Raw genomic sequence first — 23,185 nt, 5'->3', positions numbered from 1 at the left:
AACAGCCATTATGAGATAATTAGCGGACGACACCACTGAGAAGGGGAACAAAGCGAACAGCTTCCAACAAGTCTTTTTCAAAGCCTGTTTCGGTGCGGGTGATGCAATACAAGCTCTGATCCTCCCCACCCACAGGAATAACCAACCGGCCACCAACCACCAGCTGCTGCAAAAGCTCATTGGGAATAGATTCAGGAGCAGCCGTAACCAGAATTCCATCATAAGGGCCTTCTTCCGGCCACCCCATACCACCGTCGGAATGTTTGAACAAAACATTGTAGATTTTCAGCATCCGCAAGCGCTGACGCGCCTTGACCTGTAAAGGCTGTATACGTTCTACAGAGCGCACATTGTCCACAAGAGAAGAAAGCACGGCCGTTTGATAACCGGACCCAGTGCCGATCTCCAGTACCTTTTTCAAAGGCCCTCCAGCCAGAAGAGCTTCTGTCATACGCGCCACAATAAAAGGTTGGGAAATCGTTTGATTATGGCCGATTGGCAGGGCCGTATCCTCATAAGCACGGTGAGCCAGGGCTTCATCAATAAAGATGTGACGAGGGACAGAGCGAATACTGTCAATAACAAAGTGATTGGTAATTCCTTGATCGTATAAACGTTCAATCAACCGGTCACGGGTTCTTTGGGATGTCATCCCTATACCGGCCAGATTTACTCCACCCTTACCCACATATTGCTCCTTTGGTACAAAGCCCAGCCTCAAATTATCGGCATACAGGCTCAACAATTCACTTTTTATAATGCTATTTATGACACAGCACTGACGACAGCAGAAGTACGACAGTCAACTAATTCATGGACAACAGACGTCGCATAGCAGCCCTTGTACAGGAAAAAACGCAATTCTATATCATCACCGTCCCAGTCCCAGGACAACTTCTTCACCTGAGCAACAAGGGGCCGACGCTCTTGCTTCATGCCGCGCTTTTCCAGACCTGCTGCAAACAACTCGTGGCGAGCTCCTATAGTCTTTTCCAACTCTTCGACAGCGCCTGCACAACCAGATTTGCCTTTGCCCCAAAGCGGGCCGGTAATGATTAACTGTCCAGCAACAAAGCGGTCTGCAATAGAGTCGTCACGGCGATCCGGGAAAATAAGGGAGCGTGCATCCGGAAAAGTCAGCACATCACCCTCATTGAGCTGATCCCAGGTGCCCACTGCAACTCGCTCACCCAATACATCATTAAAAATCAAGGAGCGAGCTGCGGACAGAGCAAAACCGCGTTTTTCTCGCGCAAGCTTGATTTCACCAGAAAAAAGCTTGCGGGCAATAATCAGGTTGTGGCCACCATTACCAAAACGCTGCTCACCAAAATAATTCGGCACCCCTTGCGTACTGACTTTGTTGAGCAGGGTTTCCAAAGCGTTCTTATCACCCTTAAAGGCCCTCAGGCGAATGACGAAATGATTGCCTTCCAGCGCCCCTGTACGCAGTTTGCGATCGTGGCGTACGGCACTGATAAGACGTACCCCATCAATGATAGAAAGTTTCTCCTGCCATTGCTCAAACTCATTTTCAGGGGGTAAACCAGGAATGCGTACACTAAAACTTTGCTCTGTCACACCCTGACGGTCTTTCAAACCGGCATAGCTTACATCCACAGCCGGAACATCGGCCAACTTACCAATCTGGCGAGCCAGCCAGGCTGTATTCTGACCTGTTTTCTCTAATCGCAAAAACAAGTGTTCACCATGGCCCACAGGATCAAAAGGCAAAACTTCACACACCTGAAAATCTTCGGGTGTACTTTTGAACAGGGCACTGCCTGCACGCCCGCCCAGTGCTAAAGGCCAATCTGAAGTATCAAAAGTAGAATCTAGAGTTAGTTGGGACATATCACATTAGTCCGGCATAAAGAAAAAGGTTTCATCTTTACGCACCATACCCAGCTCATTGCGTGCCAAACCCTCCAGTGCATCGAGGCCAGCCTGTCGTGTGCCTTTTTTCTGCAGGGCAACAACCTCAGCGGCCAATGCATCATTGCGGGCCTGCATCAAACTGTTTTTCAGTTGCTGCTCCTTCACCTGTCCGCGTACTTGCCAGAGCTGAGCAAGGCTACCCTCACCAACCCAGAGTTTAAACTGGAGAGCCAACAGCAGTAGAAACAGAGAAAAAGTAACCGGACGCATATACCTTAATGTGCAAATGAAGTGGCAAGAAACAATGATTAGTTACAGTACATAACAACAGATTTTTCTGCTACTGAAATTAAGTACCCAGGTCATTGTTTGGGCACTTAAGCAGAAAGGGGAAGGCCCTGCGACCTTCCCCTTTTCAAATATCTGTAAACGATGCTTATTTAGTATCCAGCTCCTCAAAGCCTTTTACCAGATCATCCAGAGCCTTCATCTGCTTCAGGAATGGCTCCAGCTTGCTCAGACGCAGAGCACTTGGACCATCGCAACGAGCCTTGTCAGGATCGGGATGGGCCTCGATAAACAAGCCAGCAATACCCAGAGCCAGACCAGCACGGGACAGTTCAGTCACCTGACGGCGACGACCACCGGATGCTGCACCACTTGGGTCACGACATTGCAGAGCGTGGGTGGAGTCGAAGATCAGTGGAGCACCACCGCTCGCTTCCGCCATGGTGCGGAAACCCAGCATATCAACGACAAGGTTATCGTAACCGTGGCAGGCACCACGCTCACACAGCATAATCTTCTCGTTACCGGCTTCCTTGAACTTATCAACAATGTTGCCAACCTGAGGAGGGCTCATGAACTGAGGCTTCTTCACGTTAATAACGGCACCGGTTTCCGCCATAGCGACAACCAGATCGGTCTGGCGAGCCAGAAATGCAGGCAGCTGAATCACATCAGCCACTTCCGCAACAGGCTTACACTGGAACGTTTCGTGCACGTCGGTGATAACCGGGCAACCGTAAGCGTCTTTAACGGCCTGCAGAATTTCCAGACCTTTGTCCATGCCGGGGCCGCGGTAAGAGGCCACAGAGGAACGGTTCGCCTTGTCGAAAGACGCCTTGAACACGTAAGGAATGCCCAGCTTGCGGGTCACTTCAACATAGTGACCCGCAATCTCCAGAGCCAGTTCCCTGGACTCCAGTACATTCATGCCACCAAACAGCACAAACGGCTTATCGTTGGCAACTTCGATGCCGTTAGGCAGCGTTATGATTTTGTGTTCCATAAACCTACTTCTTCTCCTTCAGAGCCGCTTCAACAAAGGCGGTGAACAGTCCGTGGCCGTAGCGTGGAGTTGAAGTAAATTCAGGGTGGAACTGGCAGGCAACAAACCATGGATGGTCAGCCACTTCTACCATTTCAACCAGAGACTTATCCACAGAGCGGCCGGAAATTGTCAGGCCAGCGTCCACTAACTTCTGAACATAGTTATTGTTCACTTCGTAACGGTGACGATGGCGTTCTTTAACAGTCTCGGAACCGTAAGCAGCGCGAGCCTTGGTGCCCTCTTCCAGATGGCACAACTGTGCACCCAGACGCATAGTGCCACCCAGATCAGAACTTGCGGTGCGTTGCTCAATCTGACCGGTTTCATCCTGCCATTCGGTAATCAGGCCGATAACAGGATGCCTGGCGCTGGAATCAAACTCTGTACTGTTCGCACCTTCAATGCCGGCAACGTGGCGAGCGTATTCAATAACAGCCACCTGCATACCCAGGCAGATGCCCAGATAAGGAACCTTATTTTCACGGGCGTAACGAACAGTGGCAATCTTACCTTCCACACCACGGTTACCAAAGCCTCCGGGAACAAGGATGGCATCCACATCATTCAGGCAGTCTGTGCCGCTACGCTCAATTTCTTCAGAGTCGATGTAACGCAGGTTCACCTTGGTATGGGTGCTCAGGCCAGCATGCTTCATCGCTTCAATCAGAGACTTGTAAGCATCAAGCAGCTCCATGTACTTGCCGACCATGGCCACTGTGACTTCGGCTTTAACATTGGCTTCACGCTCAATCACGTCATCCCACTCGGACAGGTCCGCAGGTTTGCACTCCAGGCCGAAATTTTCCACCAGTGTCTGATCCAGCCCCTGCTCTTTTAACATGCCTGGAATCTTGTAGATGGAATCAGCATCTTCCAGAGAGATAACCGCGCGCTCTTCAACGTTAGTAAACAGTGAGATCTTGCGACGGGAAGAAATATCAATGTGCTTCTCAGAGCGACAGATCAGGACATCTGGCTGAATACCAATGGAGCGCAGCTCTTTTACAGAATGTTGAGTTGGTTTGGTTTTGAGTTCACCGGCTGTTTTAATCCAGGGAACCAGAGTCAGGTGCATCAGCTGTGCACGGCGGGAACCCAATTCCACTTTCAGCTGACGCACAGCTTCCAGAAATGGCTGGGATTCAATATCACCTACAGTACCACCGATCTCTACCAGTGCCACATCGGCATCGCCAGCACCGGCAATAATACGAGCCTTAATTTCATCAGTAATGTGGGGGATAACCTGAACAGTTCCACCCAGATAGTCACCGCGACGCTCTTTACGCAGCACGTGCTCATACACACGACCAGAGGTGAAGTTATTCCCCTGGGTCATGGTTGTGCTGACAAAGCGTTCATAGTGACCAAGGTCGAGATCAGTCTCAGCCCCATCTTCAGTAACAAAAACTTCACCATGCTGGAATGGGCTCATAGTACCCGGATCCACGTTGATGTAAGGGTCCAGCTTGAGCATGGTAACCTTCAGGCCGCGAGCCTCAAGAATGGCAGCAAGAGAAGCGGCCGCAATGCCTTTTCCAAGAGAGGAAACAACACCGCCCGTGACGAATATATAGCGCGTCATTGAAAACCCGTTTTCTGGTAGGCGAAAAATCGCCTTAGGGGGTAGAGGAAGAAGTTAATCAAGATGGGATTGCAGGATACCAAAAAGCATCCAATGCCTCAATAAAAAGCAGGCTTTTTCACAAAAAAGTCGGTAACAACCTTCCCCAAAATAGCAGACTGCCAAGAGCAGTCTGCGTCCCACTGCAACAATCATTGAGTTAGCGTAGCTTCAGCACTGTGTGACTGGGCTTTCCAGAGATTGTCTCTGGCAGGTAAGAACTATATCGATCAACAACCATTTGATAGGTATGGAGCCCCACCAGACTGCCCGCTAAAGCACCACTGACTTTCATCGGCATCAATTCTCCAAAAGGAAGCCTTCTGAAGGCTGCTTCACCAACCCAGCCGCCAGCAGCAGCCACCATAGATTCCGCACCTGCACGTACTGTAACGGGTGCTACTGTTTTCCAGGAAAGTTCTCCTGCATGATAGGCGTTATAAAGGGAGTTAGCTACAGCAACTGCCGCTCCGGCAACAGGAGCAGGAGTACCCGTAAACTTCATAATATTCATAGTAGCCGCACCACTGATACCACCTCGAACACCATCCCGGACAGAATGTTTCGCAAGCTTAACCAGCTCAGCCTCAGAATATCTGTGAGGTAGTTTACCATCCTGACGATAGCGATCATAAACCCTCACGCTCGTTCCAATAGTACCGCTCACAGTAGCACCAGCAGCAAATGCACGTGCGTTCGCACGCATGTATTCTTTCATGGAATCACCGCGCGGATACGCTTCATGTTTCATCTCAACGTACTGAGGTGTTTTCTTTTCAACAATGACCTTGCCAATAAACTCTTTCCATCCCATACCGACGTAAGCAGTTTTCAGATTATATAGATAACATTGGCCCAGCGTGTTATCCCATTGAGCTGATGGGCGATCAAGCAGTACACGAGCTACTTCAGGGCGAAGAACAAAACGCACCTCTCTAAGATTATCTAAAGTCAAACCCAAAGAGGCTCCGTCCCCCTCTTTGATAGCTTGTACGGCATGATAAATCTTCTCTAAGACATCATCTTCTTTATCTACATCGGTGAGTAGCAGGTCTACCCTCCCCTCTAAACCGTCATATCTGTTTACCAGTACTTCATTCTCTGGACGACTACTACGCACCAATGTTCCCGCAACCACATCCGGGGTTTCAGACCAGGTTCTTTCCAGAAACTGGGCAACCCGACGCCTGTACTCATCCATGCTGCCCCAGGCACCCTCACCAGCCATCCCCAATTTCAGGAAATGACCTCTCAGGCCACGGTATTCAATACTCTGAAGCATGTCTTTCAGATACCCGAGGATAGCGCCGGGAATAGCTCCTTTTCGGCTGACCATGAGCCCAACGATATTCATTTTTTGTGGCAACTGATTTTCTGAAGTTCCGGGCTTGACTGCTAAGGGCTGTTGCAGATCTTCCGAAACAAACTCCACGAAAGCCTCCCCCTTGGCAGGGATCACTACTTCCACCATTGGCTCAACATTCCCGTCAGAGCTATAAATCGTGAATGTGATATGCGCGGTATCTGACACCATCAGTGCCGTATTATCAGCCCCCAGTCGTGATATGAGTTCCGGCTGCTGTGCAGCCAGAACTTCCATAGCTTTTCCTACAGCTCCAACCATATGTCCACCTTGGTCAGCCTGGATATCACTCGGTAGGATAAACTCTTCAAGGGTGCCGCCTCTATTAAACGACGCCTCCCCCTTAATTACACTGACCGTATCAGCCCGGGACACAAAGTTAACATGAGAGACAAGTGGCAAGGTTTCCCTGTTGGGAATCGTATCGTAGCGGTAACACAGCTCGGAGCAGATTTCAGAAATCTGAGCACTGCTTTTTTGAACTGATGCCCAGGGGTTAACCGCAAACTCAAGAGCAATACCTGATGAGCTACTCAATAAGCGCGCATTGAAAATCAGGGGGCTTTGCACCGTCTCAGCCTTACCGTCGTATTCCTGACTTTGATCCTCCACAAGAAGAGCAGGTTCTCCCACAACATCTTCCAGATCTCTTTCTACATTCGCCCCACTCCATTGCGACACACCAAGGGAGACAGCCAAAGCCAAAACTGCAGGGGTAGCTCCGGTAGTAGCCTCAATATATTTCTTTCCTCTAAAAATAGACATCTCACTACACTCCCTTTAAAAGATTGCGAAGTGTAGTCATAGTGTGGACAAGCTGCCGCGCTGTACTGAAAAAAAGTATTAACACGCTATGAAAGGCATATCATAACGCACCTCAAACACAGACTGTTCCGCCAGATCATGGACAAACCAGCATGAAGCACCCACACAAAAACGGGCAGTGAAGCCACATTCAAACAGCCTCACCACCCGTTATCACATAACTCTTCTGAAAGTAGAGCTACATCATTAGCGTAGTTTCAGAACCGTATTTTTAGGCTTCCCACTCATCGCTTCTGGCAAGTAAGAGCTGCAGTGATCTACAGCCAGCTGGTAGGTGTAGTGACCAACCAGACTACCCGCAAGCGCACCACCTACCTTCATGGGCATGGTTTGCCCGTAGGGCAACATCTTGGACACGACTTCTCCAGCCCAACCTCCAGTGACAGCAACTACAGATTCAGCACCTGCCCGTAAGGTTAAAGGAGCGGCTGTCCGCCAAGACATCTCCCCTACTTGATAAGCATTATAGAGAGAGTTTGCAACGGCAACAGCAGCTCCAGCAACAGGTGCAGGGACACCAGTGAACTTCATCAAGTTCATGGTGGCCGTACCACTGATACCACCACGAAGGCCATCAACTACAGAGTGTTTGCTCAACTCCATCAGCTCAGCACTGGAATATTGGTAAGGGAGCTTACCGTCCTGACGATACCGATCATAGATCCTTACACCGGTGCTGATAGTACCACTCACAACTGCGCCAGCCATAAAGGCTTTAGTATTGGCACGAAGATATTCTTTAACGGAGTCTCCACGGGGTTGCATACTGAAATGCAACCTTTGATTGCCGACATTATCCTCTGTAACAACCACCCTGTTCAGTGCCTGTTTTGCATTCATGGCTGAGGTGTAGCCCCAAGACGAGTGAGCATTATTTATTGAATCAATAACATAATCGTACTGTCCCACACCGTGGCGATACATCTTGCTCAAAAGTTTAGAACGTACAACAAAGTGTGCCTGATTCATATTCCACTGATAGAGACCGGACCTCTCAGTTTTACCCGATTTGATGGTGTTGTAGGCGTTATGTATAGAAGTCATTGCCTTCGCTGCATCATCAATGTCCGTGAGGATAATATCGTAGCGATCGTGAATACCTGAATATTTATGAATACAGGTGTACATCGAACCATCATAAAGTTCACCCACATGGTTAGACGGATTATTCACCCACCTGCCACAAAGAACATCTTCCGCAATTCTGCGTTTGTATTCATCCAAAACCTGCCAGGATGCCTGGCCGGCCACCCCCAACTTCAGGAAATTAGAACGCAGGCCACGGTACTCAACACTACTCACCAACTTCTTCAAATAACGAACAACGGCCCTGGGAATGGCACCTTTATGATTTACCATTAAACCAATTACATTGAGGCTTCTTGGAGAGTCTTTAGTGCCTGAGGGGTTTTCCGATGGAAGACGCACCTCCAGCTCTTTCGCCAGAACCTTTACCGTCGCCTCCCCCTGCGCAGGAACAACAACTTCTACCAGAGGCTGAACAGGCTCTTCTGAACCATAAATGGTGAAGACAATGCCAGTACTTCCGGATACAGCGAGTGCAGTGCTGTCATTATCAAGCAACGCAAGAACATCTGGCTTTAATGCAGACAAAACACCCATAGCCTTGGATACAGCACCCACCAGATGACCACTTTGACCGGTATGAAAGCCAGATGGCAGTGTAAACTCTTCCAGCTGACCGCTGTTGTTATAGGATGTGCTGCCTCGAACAACATTTACCGTATCCGCCTTGGATACAAGGTTCACGTGGGATATAAAAGGCAAGGTTTCCATCTCAGGAATGAGATCATAACGATAACGCAGGCCTGAGCTGAGTTCAGAAATCTCTGCGCTGCTTTCTGGAGCCTGTTTCCATGGATCGATAGTAAACTCAAGCGCAATGTTGGCTGGACCGCTAAACAGGCGAGCATTGAAAACCAGAGGATTCTGCTGGGCATCGTCCTGTTCATCATTCTCAAACTCGCTCTGCTCCCAGGAGGAGGCTGTCCAATAGTCACTGCTCTGAACTTGCTCATCAGCCCGTAACTGCATACCCCCCAGAGAAACGGCTAGTGCTACAACAGTTGGTGCGGTTCTCGCTGCTTTGGAGGTCGCTTTAAAAGCTGCACTTCCAATACACATTTTACTTTTCAGACCTTGCATCGCATCACACTCCCCAAAAATCCGAGCGAAGTGTAGTCATCGTGTAAGTAGATCGCAGAAAGTTGTTTGAAAAAAATGCTACCTGAGCCGGATAAGCTCCACCTCAAGCAGCCATCTTCCCTTCGAGAAGCTTCGACAACCAACAGCCCAGGAAGGGAATCATTGAGTTAGTGCAGCTTAAGCACTGTGTGCTTGGGCTTTCCAGACATTGTCACTGGCAGGTAGGAACTATATCGATCAACAGCGACTTGATAGATATAGTGCCCTACCAGACTTCCCGCTAAAGCACCGCTGACTTTCATCGGCCCCGACTGCCCAAAAGGAAGAACCCTGAAGGCCGCTTCACCAACCCAGCCACCAGCAGCTGCTGCCATGGATTCCGCACCTGCACGTACCGTAACGGGTACTGCTGTATTCCAGGAAAGTTCACCCGCATGATAGGCGTTATAAAGGGAGTTCGTTGCAGCAACTGCCGCTCCGGCAACAGGTGCAGGAACACCTGTAAACTTCATAATATTCATAGTGGCCGTACCACTGATACCACCACGAAGGCCATCGCGGGCAGAATATTCCGCAAGCTTCACCAGTTCCGCCTTAGAATATCTGTGGGGTAGCTTGCCATCCCGACGATAGCGGTCATAAACCCTTACGCTCGTTCCAATAGTGCTGCTCACAGTAGCACCAGCAGCAAATGCTCGTGCGTTTGCATACATGTACTCTTTTATTGAATCACCGCGAACATAATCTTCGTGTTTTACCTTAACGTACTGAGGTGTTTTTTTTGCAATAATGATCTTGTCGATAAACTCTTTCCAATCCATAGGGGGGGAAATAACACTCTTGAGTTTACTTAGAAAACAACCGGATAGAGATTCTACCCACTGATCTGATGAGCGATCATGCAGCTCACGGGCCACTTCAGGACGAAGAATAAAACGTACTTGATAAAGATTATCTGCAGTCAACCCCAAAGAGACTCCCTCCCCCGCTTCAATGGCCTTTACTAAGTTATAAATCCTCACTACGGCCTCTTCCGCCTCTTCCGCCTCTTCCGAGTTACCCACATCGGTAAGTAGCAGATCTACCCTCCCCTCACCGTCATATCTGTTTACCAGTGCTTTATGCTCTGGGCGCCTGCTAGGCACCAAAGTCCCCGTAATCACATCGGGGGTTTCATACCAGGTTCTTTCCAGTAACTGGGCAACCCGACGCCTGTACTCATCCATGCTGCCCCAGGCACCCTCACCAGCCATCCCCAATTTCAGGAAATGACCTCTCAGGCCTCGGTATTCAATACTCTGAAGTATGTCTTTCAGATACCCGAGGATAGCGCCAGGAATAGCTCCTTTCCGGCTGACCATGAGCCCAACAATATTCAGTTTTTTTGGCAACTGATTTTCTGAAGTGCTGGGCTTGCCTCCTAAGGGCTGTTGCAGATCTTCCGAAACAAACTCCACAAAAGTCTCCCCTTTGGCAGGGATAACCACTTCCACCATTGGTTCAACATTCCCATCAGAGCTATAAATCGTGAATGTGATATTCGCTGCATCTGATACTATCAGTGCCGTATTATCATCCCCCAGTCGTGATACAAGTTCCGGCTGTTGTGCAGCCAGAACTTTCATAGCTTTTCCTACAGCACCAACAAGATGTCCGCTTTGGTCAGCATGAATATCACTCGGCAGGGTAAACTCTTCAAGGGTGCCGCCCCGATTAAACAACGCCTCCCCCTTAATCATACTGACCGTATCAGCCCGGGACTTAAGGTTGATATGGGAAACAAGTGGCAAGGTTTCCCTATTGGGAATCGTATCGTAGCGGTAACACAATTCAGAGCGGCCTTTACAAATCCGGGCACTGCTTTTTTGAACGGATGCCCAGGGGTTAACTGCAAACTCAAGAGCAATACCTGACGAGCCCTTCAACAAACGCGCATTGAGAATCAGGGGGCTTCGCACCGTCTCAACCTCACTGTCGTCTTCCTGACTTTGATCCTCCATGAGAAGAACAGGTTCTCCCACAACATCTTCCGGATCAGCCTCTACATTAGCCCCGCTCCATTGCGATACACCAAGGGAGACCGCCAAAGCCAAAACTGCAGGTATAGCTCCGGTAGTAAACTCAAGACGTTGCTCTCCTGAAAAAACTGGCATCTCTCCACACCCCATTAGAAAAGCTGGCAAGTGTAGACATCGTGTAAGCAGACCGCATAAAGTTATTTGAAAAATGCTACCTGCGCCAGATAAGCTCCACCCCCGGGTTACCATCTTCCCTTTGATAACCTTCGGCAACCAACAGCCCAGGAATGGCAATGAGCTGATTGCCGTCATGCAACACCGGAAGCTGACCGCGAATCCAGGCAGGTACTGCCAGCTCATTTAACCATTTTTTCAAGGATTTACGCCCCTTTCTGCCAGGAAGGGAGAAAGCATCGACATTTACAGAAGCGCGCGCAGAAAGACGACCGGTAATACCCTTGCGAATCACACAGCAGCCACGTGTTATGGGAGGACATTCGCCCGAAACGCTGTTACAGCGTAACTGTGTCTGGTCGGGCAAGGTATCCGTTTGCCCCGAAAATGGTGTGTTTGAGTAAGTTGCCTGAGACGTTTGTGGATGGCCAGCCACCAAACCGTTTTTGTAACGCCGCACCTCACCACCGGCCCAGCGCACAGCTGGTACACCATCCTCCCGAGCCAGTACCACCTCGCAAACAATCTGCTGTAACGTGAATCGGGATGGCGATAGCAGCCCTTCTCCGTGAAGCCACTCTCGTAGCAAAACAGTACGGCGAGAAGGAGAAAGCTGTTGTAACCTATGAATATCAAGTACCCGCACCCCCCCCAATACAGGCAGTTCTTTTTCTTGCACGCACTGGCGATAATCCTGCAGAGCAACTTCACGGACGATGTCATCCGTCTCACCGCTTAATTCGGACAAGCGTACCACGGAGGTACTCATTCCCGGCCAGCGTTGTGCCAGCTCCGGGATCACCTGATTTCTCAGAAAATTGCGATCAAAACGGTTATCCCTGTTAGAGTCATCTTCAATCCAGGCCAACTGATTACCCCGGGCATAACCTTCGATATCTTTACGTGGAAAGCCAAGGAGAGGACGAGCCAGCACCCCATTCCCCAAAGAACGAACAACAGGAATACCTTTCAAACCAGCCACTCCCGTTCCCCTCACAATGCGATAGAGCACCGTTTCCACCTGATCGTCCTGATGGTGTCCCTGCAGCAATATTTCATTCGCAGCCAGCTCGTTTTCAAACACCTGATAGCGCGCGTTGCGGGCACTCTCTTCAACACTGCGTTCCGCATACACATTAACTCTGTGTACGTTCAGTGGAATATTCCAGCGGGCGCACATATCCTGCCCATGGGCAGCCCAGCCATCGGCCAGTACGCTCAAACCGTGATGAACATGCACCGCTCTCAGGGACTGAATCTGCCCACGCTCCAAAAGCTCTTTACAAAGGTGTAACAGAACTGTGGAATCCACCCCGCCGCTGAAACCTACAACCAGTGATGGCCTGGAACAATCTTCTGAAAGCAGCTCGGTTAGAGCCTGGTAAAAGGATGAGAGCGTTAGAGACATAAATGTTTCAGTCGGAAATAAAAAAGCCAGATCAGCATAAGATAATACTGATCTGGCTTTTAAAGAATAGGGCTGAGGTTAGTTTACGCCCAGCTCACGCAGTCTCTGGTAACGAGCATGAACAAGCTCTGGACCACGCAGGCCCTTCAGCCGACCCAGCTCTTCCAGCAGTGCCTCTTTTATACTGGCTGCCGCAGTAGACGTATCACGATGAGCCCCCCCCAGAGGTTCCTCAATCACATGATCCACAAGACCCAGTTCATGCAATCGTGGCGCCGTAATACCCATGGCTTCAGCCGCCTCAGCGGCCTTGTCCGCTGTTTTCCACAAAATGGATGCACAACCTTCAGGAGAGATAACCGAATAAGTGGAGTACTGCAACATCAGCAGGCGATCGCATACACCAATAGCCAGTGCACCACCAGAACCGCCCTCACCGATTACGGTGGAAATAATAGGCGTTTCCAGACGGGACATCACTGCCAGATTCCAGGCAATGGCCTCGCTCTGGCCACGCTTCTCCGCATCAATACCGGGGTAAGCACCGGGTGTGTCGATAAAGGTCAGGACAGGAAGACTGAAACGCTCCGCCATCTCCATCATACGGCAGGCTTTACGGTAACCTTCTGGACGGGGCATACCGAAATTGCGGCGTACTTTTTCCTGCACTTCACGGCCCTTCTGATGACCGATAACCATCACCGGCTGGCCATCCAGCTCTGCCATGCCACCCATAATGGCGTGGTCATCCGAGAAGTGACGATCCCCATGAATTTCATCAAAATCCGTAAATATTTCACGGATATAATCCTGGGTATAAGGGCGGCGAGGATGACGGGCTACTTTCGCGACCTGCCATGGTGTAAGGTCGCTGAAAATGTTAGCTGTCAGGTTACGACACTTTTCCTCAAGTGTGGCAATTTCGCCGGTAATATTCAGTTCGTTATCACTGCCAACCAAGCGCAGCTCCTCGATTTTGGCTTCGAGTTCTGCAATCGGTTGTTCAAAGTCAAGGTAGTTCGGATTCATTGGCGAGAATCACAACCATTTACGTAAAAATTGGCTACACATTAAGGAATACGCAACATCTTGTCGAGGGAAAAGATGTAAGACGAAGTTACCAAATTTTAACATTTAGTACCCTAATCCATAAATAAGGCTGGTATACATTGCTCACGCAGTGCATCAAGCATTTCCCCACGCATCTGACGCAGCTGTTTTCCTGTCAGCCCCTTTTTCTCCAGCGGTAAAGAGCAGCGGGCAACAATCTGGCTCCAGCGTTCGACGTGATGTCCGCCCCACTCGACACGTACAATGGCAAGCGATACCTCCTTTTGTACAGTGGCTAAGAGCCTTTCACGCTTTGCCTCACTCATTTGAACCAGCGGCAGAGATGATGGTGCATAGCGCAGGTTGTGCATAGCATCAGAACCAGAAAAATAGAGATCGGGGTCTGCCATTACCAGATAGTCGACACGGTTTTTCTTGAGTAGGCGGTGCAATGCTTCAGGGTCGTATCGTTCACCAAAACCCGGCAGCCAACTGTACCAATGGTAATATTCACAAGATGGAAGGGGATCTGTAGCACCTTTAGGGCACTTGTGCTCCACAGCTGCGATCATCTTATAGTGCCACCGCAGCGTATTTTCGACAGGTACCAGAGACAAACCACTCTGGCGGAGTGCATCGTAGAGTTTGGCGGTGCGGACATAGTCCGGCAACATTTCATTGCTGGACAATACCTGGTACACCGGCGTAACCAAACCTTTCCCCTTTAGTAGTAAAGCGACATCATCAGCACTGACACCATAAAACTGCCACAGGCGAGTCTCTGAAACAGAAAGCAGCTCAGACTCTTGCTTCTCTGACCAGACTCCCCCCCAAAACGAGCAGCCTGATAAGAAAACAGTAAAAAACATAATGGGAGCTAAACGACAGCAGCCAGCTGTCAGCAAGGCCTTTCGCCAAACGACGGGCGACGCTTGCTCTTGCCTCTCTTTTACTGGGCTTCTAACCTGAAAAGACACCATATGTTGTACTCAGTTATCACAACAGATCCTAGACGTTGTTTTAGTTGTTATTGAACACAGTACAAACGCCAACCATTCAGGAGGCGGTTAAAGGATGAGCACCACAAGAATACAACAGTTGGAACCCTGCCCGTTCTGCAACAGTGCAAACGGAACAGTTCAACACTTGTTACTGTGGTATCGGGTTATCTGCGAGAATTGCAGGGCGTACGGCCCCAAGAGCCGCAGTTATCATCAAGCCTTATCCCAGTGGGAGCATCAATCCCGAGAGTTGAGGCTGGAAAAGTCTATTGAAAACCGCCAGCTTCTGGAACACTTGAGCAGTTTTGGTAACTTTCCACCACCTCGCCTTTAACCCTTTGCCGCAGCTCCTGTGCCAGAAGATGTATTCTGGGCCGCAGGCTGAACGGTTAAACCGGAACGAGAGCCAGACTGCAGACTACGTACACTGTTTTCCAACTGCAGCAAACGACGATTCACCTGTTGACGGTGAGCATCAATAGCCTTGATCTTCTCACCATAATCTTTCACCTGATTCTTAATATCTGCATTCAGGCCTTCACTGGTCGATGTCACCGTTTTCACTGTTGCCGAAAGGCCATCAACGGTACTCTGCAGATCAGAAACCTGCTCACGGGTAATGGTAGAACCGGCCACCACATCTGCACTCACTGCCTGCATTTCTTTGCGCAGTGCAGCCAGCCTTTTCTCGGCCTCAGCTAATTCTTTCGTATTCTTATCAATTTTGTTGACCGAGTTTTCCAGCTCCTCTCCAGACTTGGCAACGCTGGCGCTCAAAGCATCAACCCGTTTTGTCTGGGTTTCAATATTTGGACGATTGCGTCTGTTTGAGAGATCCCACAGTTTACGGATTTCAAAGTTGACGGCTTTTAATTCATCCTGAACCTTATTGTCACTTTTACTTAATGTCTCACCGGTTTGGGACACCGCGCCAGAGACATCATTTAACAGGGACGTTGTGACTTTCAGCTGGGCCTGGGCATCTCTTAATTCTGTCTGCAAGGCCTGCATCTGCATATAGCCTCCTGCCGCCAGCGCGAGAAAAGCAACAGACAGAATAATCGTGGAAATCGGGAAGCGAGATCCACCACCGTCTTTTTGGGCTGAAGATTTAGACGTGGATGTCTTGGAAGAAACCTTTTTCTCAGACGCTTTTTTGCTCCGGTCTGGCGTACGCTCGGGCATATCATCCGGTGACAGCGAGATACTGGGCAAGTGGTCGAGATCGTCCTGTGAGCGAGAGTTCATCTACATTACATGCTGAAGGAAATTGCCCTCATTCTAGAGCAAAGCCGGAGTGCGCCCAATAGCCCTGGATGGGAATATAAAAGAAAGTTTTATTTTTTGTGCATGCTGACCTCTGATGCACCAAAGCGAGTCACAACAATACCTTTCCTATCGGCCACCCTCTGCCGCCGCCGCGTCCAGCCCAAAAATCGCAAGTTCCTGCCCAAACTGTTACAGGTTCCAAGCCCGGAAACCGGGGTGTACGTATTTACAGAGGACAGGTAATCATCTGTCATTCGCTCAAAACCCTGTAACAACACGTGGCAACAGCCGTTCTCACAGTGCTATTATCCGCAAACCGAATTTGCCGTGCCGAGGCAGTATTCGGCATACGCCTGACAGGATTGAGATGGAGACAAGCAAAATGGCTTTTGAATTGCCCGCACTGCCTTACGAGCGCGATGCTCTGGAACCCCATATTTCCAAGGAAACTCTGGACTACCACTATGGCAAGCACCACAACACCTATGTGGTTAAGCTAAACGGTCTGGTTGAAGGCACCGAAATGGCTAGTCAGTCTCTGGAAGAGATCATTAAGACTTCCACCGGTGGCGTATTCAACAACGCAGCCCAGACCTGGAACCACACTTTCTACTGGAACTGCCTGAGCCCTAACGGTGGCGGCCAGCCGACTGGCGCACTGGCTGACGCTATCAACGCAGCTTTCGGTTCTTTCGAAGAGTTCGTTGCCAAGTTCTCCGAAATGGCTGTGAACAACTTCGGCTCCAGCTGGACCTGGCTGGTTAAGAACGCTGACGGTTCCGTTGAAATTGTAAACACCAGCAACGCAGCCACTCCTCTGACTACCGATCAGAAGCCTCTGCTGACCTGCGACCTGTGGGAGCATGCCTACTACATCGACTACCGTAACGTTCGCCCTGATTACCTGAAAGCTTTCTGGGCACTGGTAAACTGGGAATTTGCTCAGGAAAACTTTGCTTAAGTTTTTTTTGCCTTGTCGGGCTCCTGATTGTGTCGGGGTTTGACTTTGGCTTGAGTGTTAAAACTGCCTGATGAGGTTGCTTGTCAGGCAGTTTTTTGTATGGAGTGCTGTTTTGTTTGTGTATGCTCGTGGACACCTCACTCGGTTAGGAATGGAGGTGTCCACAAAAGCGGGGGAGGTTCATGTTACATGGAACCACTTGTAGCTTGCCCCTTTGATATGTTTATTTATGCAGCTGTATGCTCTCTAAGACAGTTGACGAATTTATTGAAGCTGGGAGACTGATTAGAGTCCACGTCCATATGCGGTGGTATTTTTTTTGACCACTCTTTTTTCTTGTCGAGCGAATGACGACCGCGCTTTTTCTGACTTAATACGGTGGGATCGTCAGCTCTTGCAAGCATCTCCCATGTCCCACAGATACTATCTTGAACGTAATCTTTTAGGGTATTAAGACGTATATCTGGATTGAAAGAAATAAGTGCGCTCCTATCCCCTAAGTACCAAGCCTCGAGTTCTTCGATGGCAAATGCAAAGTTTGCTTCAAAATCTCCATCACATAAGGCAAGTAGTGACCGTAACTCCTGAGAAAATACATTAATATCTTTATCATCTAAATCCAGCAGTACAATAATTGCTCGATTAGTGTTTGGGGCTTTAGAATAGGCACGAAGTTTTGCAGGCAATTGATGCAGTAGTGTCGTGTCCTTAGGGTTTGGTGTCTGCATGGGATCATCGGGGATACGACCGATCCCCCGATGCTTATGAATTTTCCATGTATGTGGGTTGTCATATTCACCAAGGATTTTTGGCACGAGAATCGACAAGGCGGTCAGTTCTGCTTGTCCTTCAACAAGAATCTCAAAATGCATTAACTGATCCCTTACATCCGGCTATCTATATGATCGCTATACCAGAGGCTTCCCAGAGGAATACCTTCTTCAACCATTGCAACAACTTCCGGATAATCAGACGCTCGCATCAGAGTAGAATATCCACTCCCCTGTTTCTCTAGTATCCAAACCTCTTCAGGATCAAGAGAGTCAACTAAATATGGTTGGTGAGTAGTAACAAAAAGTTGAGAATCTCCTTTTCTTCCACTTGCATTAGCTCTAAATTCATCGACTAAGGAGTCTAACAACTTGTGATACAAGCCATTTTCAGGTTCTTCAATACAAATGAATGGTGCTGGTTCAGGGTCTTCGAGAAGGAGCATATAGGCAAATAGTTTTAATGAACCATCAGACACTTGTTGAGCATAAAAAGGCTTATCAAAACCTTCACTCCAAAAGCGCAGTAGCAACCTTCCATCAGGAGATGGCTCTGTATCTATATTCTCAACACCTGGTATTTTTCCTGCAATCTCATTCAATACATTTTTGAATTTTCGTGGGTGCTCTCGTTCCATGAATTGAACATAATTACCAAGGTTATCCCCAATTCGGTTCAAGTGTTTTTGGGGCCCAGCACGAGGAATATCCCGGGCAGCATCGGGTGTAAAGTATGACAAATACCAACCTTCAACAAACTTTCTAAATTTGGCAATTCTTGGATGATCTTTTAGATTACCAAGAGTTGCAATGCCTAGCTTTTGAGCACTTTCAAGGTCTATTTGCTGTGTTTCATTGGTTTCTTCTTTCAGATAATCATCTGGATTTTCGCTTTCAGCAAGAGCTGTACCTGACCATACCTTCCCAGAACCGTGATTTAACTCAAGAAAGGAAAAAGGCCAACCTGTTTTTTGCCCCTGACGCCGCTGCCTGAGTCTTTCACTTGCTACTACAGGCCTTCCGTACCGGTCAGCACCAATTGATAATTCATAAGTAATTGGTCTCTCATTTGAAGATTCACGATAATAGATTTCAAATTCAATATTATCGTCTGAGCCTGTAGACCTAAGCCGATCAAAACCGCCCCGTCCATTTTTATGGCATGCTTCATCAATCCCGAAAGTTAGGCAATCTGCAAGAAACCCAAATGCATCAAACAAAGAACTCTTTCCTACACCATTTTTGCCCACGACGACGGTAAGTGGAGTTAGAGGCTTCCTTTTTCTGTCTTGCCAAGTTTTACCCAGGGTTACATCACGTAACGATCTGAAATTCCGTATTTTAATGCCTTCAATAAGTGCCATATGGTTCTACTTAAGATGTGCTTGAATATAATTGATATTGATTCTATACGATCTGCAGAAGGTATATGAGTTTTACTTCTTATTGCACTCGCCCCGCAGGCACTCTACCGCCCACAGGTGCCTCAGAAGCCAAGGAGAAGGCAACCGGCTTTGCAGACAAGTTGATGTATGGAATGACTGCCAGGCAATACAACCAGATCTATAAATAACCTTTATCCACGGTACTATTATCCACTGTACTGCGGATCAGCCACCCTCTTCAGCAGGTAGAAACCCTGATAGCGATCTTTATACAGGGAGTACATTTTCCACTTGGTGGAGTACGCCGCCATCAAAGAGTACAGGTGCCCCCGTGATGAGCAGATGGATCGCAAACGCTTGCGGAATTCCGGGTCGTCCCTGAGTTCCTGTTGTTGTTCGTAGGTCTGCTCAATCAATGTCCTTAAAACCGCTGGATTACTGCCTATATCCCGAACAACACCCAGATAGCAGGCTTCAGCTCGGCTCAGCCATTGGGCTGCCAGATCAAACAGCTGCTGCCGGTTTTCTGCCTTTTCGCCGGGGAGCAATTCAAACTTCGCGAATGGCATTTCCAGTTGTCGCAGATAAAACCATGCGGCTTCTTCACATATGCGGCCATAGGCCGGTTTGCCGCTTTCCCACTGAAGCCATTCGCCCATACAAATGGCTTCGCCTTCAAGGTCATAGTCCTCCCTGCGCCGTCTGAGATCACGGAAAAAACGTCCAATAACAGGGGAGTGATCCGATGACCAACCTCCATTGGGTCGAAACGTCTTCTGTATTTTTTCAACAGCCTGCACAGCAGGTTTGGGGGTAACGCCCGTGGCTACCGCCTCTTTCAAGAGCGGCGTTTCATGGGAAGCGGGAAGATGCTCCGGTTCCTTTTCTTGTACCTGATCCTTGGGCTTCTTGAGATCCTTAGAGGATGTCTTAACAACCGGGGGAGGCGCAGGTGTTAGCCGTGCGCTTTCTCCGGCAACGCGAGACTTTCCTTTTTTGCCTTTTCCTGCACCCTTTTGTCCGCCACCTGTTGATCTGCCTTTTTTGCTGGTTTTCTTTTTGTACTGCTCAGGTAGCCAGTCGTCATCGACTGCACTGGACTCTTTTTCCGATGGGGATGCGGAACTTGATGTTTTATTTTTTCCCTTATGTTGCTCCCTGGGCTTCGCCGCTATCGACTCCATTGCCTCCAACGCCAGCTCATAACACTCGATCTGGTTATTAATGCTTTCTTTCAAATAGTCAGGCAGAGGCTTTTTCAGGAATGCCTGCAAACAATCAATGGCTTCCTGATAACGTCCAAAACCCGCATAAATCTGTGCTGCATCCCGATAAAGCAGCGGAAAACTTCCCCGTTTGGCAATGCGTTCCATAATCTCAGCTGCCCTGACCGGATCCGCCTTACGGGTCATAAACTGCCTCTTGAGGTGCCAGGCCATCACCAGGCCAGCAATATCTCGCTGATACTGACTCAGTGATTTATTTTTCATGGCCACTTCGACATTCGGTACCCCCGCCGCTAACCCCATGAAGCCGGTCATAAGTCCCAGCGTCCTCTTCATTGCCGGGTCGCGGGCCTTGCGGGAGTACATCCCTATAGAGGCAAAGGCATCTCCAATCTCAGGGTGCTTCTCACCTTCAATGGTTTCATCAAGCAGTTTCCACAGAGCCACCTGCACTGGCTGCGGGAAGCCGTCTTCCGGGCCGGGCCAGCAACGTTTTCCATGCTTCACAAACAATGAAGAGAACACCCAGAGAGCCTGGTCATACTCTGTCTGATTGGATGGTTTCGAAAGCTCAAGAGCGGTTTCCACATCTTCTGCCTTCAAGGCAAAAACCGAAAGAATAAGCTCGTTCACCTTTTTGCTCAGATCCAGCGCCGCCAGCATTTCAAGCACTTTGCCGGGGGATACAGTGGTGTTGTGGGGGCTTAACGCCATTCGACTTAACATCCACACCGCAGGCATAAATTGTGTGCTGGCGGCCAGGTTGGCAAAGTAATCCACGGTCTCCTGATTTTGCAGAAGCTCTGGCTCAAAGGCGTATTTGCGCTGCAGGGCGATAACTTCCAGGATGTCATCAATATGTTCTTTGTAGTCTCTTACCAGCACTTTTAATGCCATAATCATAGGGTACTGATCGTCCGGTTTTCGATCATCTTTCTTTTTCGTAAAAATCAACTTCAGCTTTGCAAACACCAGAGAGACCAGAAGCCCGCACTGCAAAGGAGCGGGATATTTCTCGAATTCAGGTTGTCCAATACACGCAATCAGTTCACTATCCAGCTTGAACAGCTTCGGACGCGCACAAAAGGGCGCCAGGCTATCCAGCCGTGCCTGACATTGCTCCGGCGTTTCATTGATGGCTGGATTTTTATTACAGAAGGCTGAGAGTTCATCTACTATCAGCTGGCACAGAGCCTGACGATCAAGGTCTGCCGCCGGTGGCCACTCTTTAAACGCTGTTGTTTCTTCAACCTCAGTTTTGCGTTCACTGATAGGCGTAGCGGCCGGCGTTTTTGATGGTGTGCCTTCTGGCGTAGCTAACTTTAACTCTACGATAGCGTCCGGTGGCGGGCTTGCCGGGTGAACAGAATCTTGCTGAGCGTGTTGAGAGGATGGTGATCGGGAACCGTGTATCATGACAGCGCACTCCTTGTCTTGAACCCTTAAGACAGCTCTGTGGCAGGACGGTTTCTCCCTCCACTGACAACAAAGTTACATTCGCTAACACACCATGCAGCCTTGCGGGTAATCAGAATTGTGCCCTTTGTGGGATTCCTTTACCGTCCCAAAACTCTCTCACTCACACGGACATATAAAAACGCCTATGCCTCAGTCTCTGAGCTCTTCATTCCCCATCGGGGTGCGTTACATGATGGTTTCTGCCCTTGGTTTCGCGTTGATGACCAGTGCCGTAAAACTGGTGAGCGTCCATGGTATTCCGGTAATGGAGATTGTCGCAGCCCGGGCGCTGGTATCGCTGATCATCAGTTATGTGGATGTGCGCCGCAAAGGGCTTTCCCTGCTGGGTCATAACAAACCACTGCTGATGGCGCGGGGTATATTCGGTACAATGGCACTGATTTGTGTTTATTACGCTGTGACCACTTTACCCTTGGCAGAAGCCACTATTCTGCAGTACCTGCACCCTGTATTTACTGCGATTCTCGCGCTGTTCTTTTTGAAAGAACGGGTACAGATGTCCACCATTATCTGTATTGCACTGTGCATCGCTGGTTTGATGACTATCGTACGCCCTGGCTTCCTGTTTGGTGAGCCCGGTGATATGCCTACATTCAGCATTCTGATGGCTTTGCTTGGTGCTTTCGGCAGTGCCTGTGCCTATGTGGTTGTGCGTAAACTGAGCCAGACAGAAGACAGCTCGGTGATTATTCTTTACTTCCCGCTCGTTGCTCTGCCAGTGTCGCTGGTATTGATGGGCGGTGACTTTGTGGTACCGGATTTTCAGACCGCCGTGTTATTGATTCTGGTAGGAGTATTCACTCAAATTGGTCAGGTAGGCATAACCAATGCCATGAAGACAGAAGTAGCGAGCAAGGCGACAGCCTACTCTTATGTACAGGTGATTTTCTCCATGGTTCTTGGCTGGGCACTGTTCAACGAACTCCCTTCCCACTGGACACTCATCGGCGGTGCGATGATTATGGGTGGCGCACTGGTGAATGTTTACGGCAGCATGAAAGCTCAAGCGCCGAAAGCCGCTGGAACCATCGCCCCTGGCAAGCAGGCTGTCTGAGCCTGCCAGGCTGCAAAAATACCGATAATGACCACCACAATCATCAACTCAGTCAGTCCCTCTACGTTGTCACGGATGTTGCCTTTATAGGCCATGCCATGGGGGAACAGGGGCTGCTGATGAACTATCGCAAGGTTCTGCTACAACGAATTGAAGAGAGTACCACCGCACTATAGGAGACTCTGCTCAAAGCCGCCTAAT

Annotated in this window: 20 protein-coding genes; 4 read left to right on the top strand and 16 right to left on the bottom strand. The window is 49.2% G+C overall.

The features are described from left to right. Window positions 1–19 precede the first annotated feature (19 nt). The 11 genes from E1189_RS16240 to E1189_RS16190 form a co-directional block, all read right to left on the bottom strand. A complete protein-coding gene (locus E1189_RS16240; protein WP_155161525.1) occupies window positions 20–652 on the bottom strand; it encodes a protein-L-isoaspartate(D-aspartate) O-methyltransferase in 633 nt (210 codons plus the stop codon). Window positions 653–765: 113 nt separating this feature from the next. Then, a complete protein-coding gene (truD, locus tag E1189_RS16235; protein ID WP_155161503.1) occupies window positions 766–1,854 on the bottom strand; it encodes a tRNA pseudouridine(13) synthase TruD in 1,089 nt (362 codons plus the stop codon). Between the two features lie 6 nt (window positions 1,855–1,860). Continuing rightward, window positions 1,861–2,148: an FtsB family cell division protein gene (locus E1189_RS16230; protein ID WP_155161501.1), complete on the bottom strand. Its 288-nt coding sequence runs from the start codon at window positions 2,146–2,148 to the stop codon at window positions 1,861–1,863. Between the two features lie 166 nt (window positions 2,149–2,314). Then, on the bottom strand, window positions 2,315–3,169 hold the full coding sequence (gene kdsA, locus E1189_RS16225; protein ID WP_155161499.1) for a 3-deoxy-8-phosphooctulonate synthase: 855 nt from the start codon (window positions 3,167–3,169) through the stop codon (window positions 2,315–2,317). A gap of 4 nt (window positions 3,170–3,173) precedes the next feature. Next, on the bottom strand, window positions 3,174–4,796 hold the full coding sequence (pyrG, locus tag E1189_RS16220) for a CTP synthase (RefSeq protein ID WP_155161497.1): 1,623 nt from the start codon (window positions 4,794–4,796) through the stop codon (window positions 3,174–3,176). Window positions 4,797–4,995: 199 nt separating this feature from the next. Next, window positions 4,996–6,963 carry a hypothetical protein gene (locus tag E1189_RS16215; protein WP_155161495.1) on the bottom strand — a complete coding sequence of 656 codons (1,968 nt, stop codon included), beginning with the start codon at window positions 6,961–6,963 and terminating at the stop codon, window positions 4,996–4,998. A gap of 246 nt (window positions 6,964–7,209) precedes the next feature. Further along, complete coding sequence (locus E1189_RS16210) at window positions 7,210–9,189, bottom strand: hypothetical protein (RefSeq protein WP_155161493.1); 1,980 nt, start codon at window positions 9,187–9,189, stop codon at window positions 7,210–7,212. 167 nt (window positions 9,190–9,356) lie between these two features. Beyond that, window positions 9,357–11,342, bottom strand: coding sequence for a hypothetical protein (locus E1189_RS16205; protein WP_155161491.1), 1,986 nt, complete (start codon window positions 11,340–11,342; stop codon window positions 9,357–9,359). Between the two features lie 76 nt (window positions 11,343–11,418). Next, window positions 11,419–12,789 (bottom strand): tRNA lysidine(34) synthetase TilS, encoded by a 1,371-nt coding sequence (tilS, locus tag E1189_RS16200; RefSeq protein ID WP_155161489.1) that lies wholly within the window; start codon window positions 12,787–12,789, stop codon window positions 11,419–11,421. Window positions 12,790–12,867: 78 nt separating this feature from the next. Then, window positions 12,868–13,818 carry an acetyl-CoA carboxylase carboxyltransferase subunit alpha gene (locus E1189_RS16195; protein WP_155161487.1) on the bottom strand — a complete coding sequence of 317 codons (951 nt, stop codon included), beginning with the start codon at window positions 13,816–13,818 and terminating at the stop codon, window positions 12,868–12,870. Between the two features lie 113 nt (window positions 13,819–13,931). Next, complete coding sequence (locus E1189_RS16190) at window positions 13,932–14,708, bottom strand: hypothetical protein (RefSeq protein WP_155161485.1); 777 nt, start codon at window positions 14,706–14,708, stop codon at window positions 13,932–13,934. Window positions 14,709–14,913: 205 nt separating this feature from the next. Between E1189_RS16190 and E1189_RS16185 the strand changes: the two genes are divergently transcribed. Further along, window positions 14,914–15,174 carry a Lar family restriction alleviation protein gene (locus E1189_RS16185; RefSeq protein WP_155161482.1) on the top strand — a complete coding sequence of 87 codons (261 nt, stop codon included), beginning with the start codon at window positions 14,914–14,916 and terminating at the stop codon, window positions 15,172–15,174. On the opposite strand, the gene E1189_RS16180 is transcribed toward E1189_RS16185, so the two are convergent. Next, the gene (locus E1189_RS16180) at window positions 15,171–16,088 is read right to left on the bottom strand and encodes a coiled-coil domain-containing protein (protein ID WP_155161480.1); all 918 of its coding nucleotides are present in this window, start codon (window positions 16,086–16,088) and stop codon (window positions 15,171–15,173) included. The genes E1189_RS16185 and E1189_RS16180 overlap by 4 nt on opposite strands. 403 nt (window positions 16,089–16,491) lie before the next feature. Here E1189_RS16180 and sodB point away from each other — a divergent pair, with 403 nt between their 5' ends. Further along, a complete protein-coding gene (gene sodB, locus E1189_RS16175; protein WP_155161523.1) occupies window positions 16,492–17,070 on the top strand; it encodes a superoxide dismutase [Fe] in 579 nt (192 codons plus the stop codon). Window positions 17,071–17,297: 227 nt separating this feature from the next. Here the strand turns inward: sodB and E1189_RS16170 are convergent, their stop codons facing one another. Together E1189_RS16170 and E1189_RS16165 are read right to left on the bottom strand one after the other, a co-directional pair. Then, complete coding sequence (locus E1189_RS16170) at window positions 17,298–17,942, bottom strand: DUF4276 family protein (protein ID WP_155161478.1); 645 nt, start codon at window positions 17,940–17,942, stop codon at window positions 17,298–17,300. Window positions 17,943–17,953: 11 nt separating this feature from the next. Further along, complete coding sequence (locus tag E1189_RS16165; RefSeq protein ID WP_155161477.1) at window positions 17,954–19,204, bottom strand: AAA family ATPase; 1,251 nt, start codon at window positions 19,202–19,204, stop codon at window positions 17,954–17,956. Between the two features lie 65 nt (window positions 19,205–19,269). Here E1189_RS16165 and E1189_RS16160 point away from each other — a divergent pair, with 65 nt between their 5' ends. After that, the gene (locus tag E1189_RS16160; protein WP_155161475.1) at window positions 19,270–19,413 is read left to right on the top strand and encodes a hypothetical protein; all 144 of its coding nucleotides are present in this window, start codon (window positions 19,270–19,272) and stop codon (window positions 19,411–19,413) included. Between the two features lie 18 nt (window positions 19,414–19,431). On the opposite strand, the gene E1189_RS16155 is transcribed toward E1189_RS16160, so the two are convergent. After that, window positions 19,432–21,867, bottom strand: coding sequence for a tetratricopeptide repeat protein (locus tag E1189_RS16155; protein ID WP_155161473.1), 2,436 nt, complete (start codon window positions 21,865–21,867; stop codon window positions 19,432–19,434). A gap of 187 nt (window positions 21,868–22,054) precedes the next feature. On the opposite strand from E1189_RS16155, the gene E1189_RS16150 reads away from it, so the two are divergent. Then, on the top strand, window positions 22,055–22,984 hold the full coding sequence (locus tag E1189_RS16150) for a DMT family transporter (RefSeq protein ID WP_155161471.1): 930 nt from the start codon (window positions 22,055–22,057) through the stop codon (window positions 22,982–22,984). On the opposite strand, the gene E1189_RS26280 is transcribed toward E1189_RS16150, so the two are convergent. Beyond that, entirely contained in the window at window positions 22,933–23,079 is a 147-nt protein-coding gene (locus E1189_RS26280) for a prepilin-type N-terminal cleavage/methylation domain-containing protein (protein WP_155161469.1), read from the bottom strand. The genes E1189_RS16150 and E1189_RS26280 overlap by 52 nt on opposite strands. Window positions 23,080–23,185: the final 106 nt, after the last annotated feature.

The organism is Parendozoicomonas verongulae, from assembly GCF_009711465.1.
GTDB lineage: Bacteria > Pseudomonadota > Gammaproteobacteria > Pseudomonadales > Endozoicomonadaceae > Sansalvadorimonas > Sansalvadorimonas verongulae.
Note: the sequence above shows the minus strand (reverse complement) of the source record. Positions and strands in the feature narration are given on the sequence as shown.

Excerpts from the sequence above, each read along its gene's own strand:
- E1189_RS16240 (WP_155161525.1), bottom strand. The coding sequence starts at position 652 with ATGACATCCCAAAGAACCCGTGACCGGTTGATTGAACGTTTATACGAT.
- truD (WP_155161503.1), bottom strand. The coding sequence starts at position 1,854 with ATGTCCCAACTAACTCTAGATTCTACTTTTGATACTTCAGATTGGCCT.
- E1189_RS16230 (WP_155161501.1), bottom strand. The coding sequence starts at position 2,148 with ATGCGTCCGGTTACTTTTTCTCTGTTTCTACTGCTGTTGGCTCTCCAG.
- kdsA (WP_155161499.1), bottom strand. The coding sequence starts at position 3,169 with ATGGAACACAAAATCATAACGCTGCCTAACGGCATCGAAGTTGCCAAC.
- pyrG (WP_155161497.1), bottom strand. The coding sequence starts at position 4,796 with ATGACGCGCTATATATTCGTCACGGGCGGTGTTGTTTCCTCTCTTGGA.
- E1189_RS16215 (WP_155161495.1), bottom strand. The coding sequence starts at position 6,963 with ATGTCTATTTTTAGAGGAAAGAAATATATTGAGGCTACTACCGGAGCT.
- E1189_RS16210 (WP_155161493.1), bottom strand. The coding sequence starts at position 9,189 with ATGCAAGGTCTGAAAAGTAAAATGTGTATTGGAAGTGCAGCTTTTAAA.
- E1189_RS16205 (WP_155161491.1), bottom strand. The coding sequence starts at position 11,342 with ATGCCAGTTTTTTCAGGAGAGCAACGTCTTGAGTTTACTACCGGAGCT.
- tilS (WP_155161489.1), bottom strand. The coding sequence starts at position 12,789 with ATGTCTCTAACGCTCTCATCCTTTTACCAGGCTCTAACCGAGCTGCTT.
- E1189_RS16195 (WP_155161487.1), bottom strand. The coding sequence starts at position 13,818 with ATGAATCCGAACTACCTTGACTTTGAACAACCGATTGCAGAACTCGAA.
- E1189_RS16190 (WP_155161485.1), bottom strand. The coding sequence starts at position 14,708 with ATGTTTTTTACTGTTTTCTTATCAGGCTGCTCGTTTTGGGGGGGAGTC.
- E1189_RS16185 (WP_155161482.1), top strand. The coding sequence starts at position 14,914 with ATGAGCACCACAAGAATACAACAGTTGGAACCCTGCCCGTTCTGCAAC.
- E1189_RS16180 (WP_155161480.1), bottom strand. The coding sequence starts at position 16,088 with ATGAACTCTCGCTCACAGGACGATCTCGACCACTTGCCCAGTATCTCG.
- sodB (WP_155161523.1), top strand. The coding sequence starts at position 16,492 with ATGGCTTTTGAATTGCCCGCACTGCCTTACGAGCGCGATGCTCTGGAA.
- E1189_RS16170 (WP_155161478.1), bottom strand. The coding sequence starts at position 17,942 with ATGCATTTTGAGATTCTTGTTGAAGGACAAGCAGAACTGACCGCCTTG.
- E1189_RS16165 (WP_155161477.1), bottom strand. The coding sequence starts at position 19,204 with ATGGCACTTATTGAAGGCATTAAAATACGGAATTTCAGATCGTTACGT.
- E1189_RS16160 (WP_155161475.1), top strand. The coding sequence starts at position 19,270 with ATGAGTTTTACTTCTTATTGCACTCGCCCCGCAGGCACTCTACCGCCC.
- E1189_RS16155 (WP_155161473.1), bottom strand. The coding sequence starts at position 21,867 with ATGATACACGGTTCCCGATCACCATCCTCTCAACACGCTCAGCAAGAT.
- E1189_RS16150 (WP_155161471.1), top strand. The coding sequence starts at position 22,055 with ATGCCTCAGTCTCTGAGCTCTTCATTCCCCATCGGGGTGCGTTACATG.
- E1189_RS26280 (WP_155161469.1), bottom strand. The coding sequence starts at position 23,079 with ATGGCCTATAAAGGCAACATCCGTGACAACGTAGAGGGACTGACTGAG.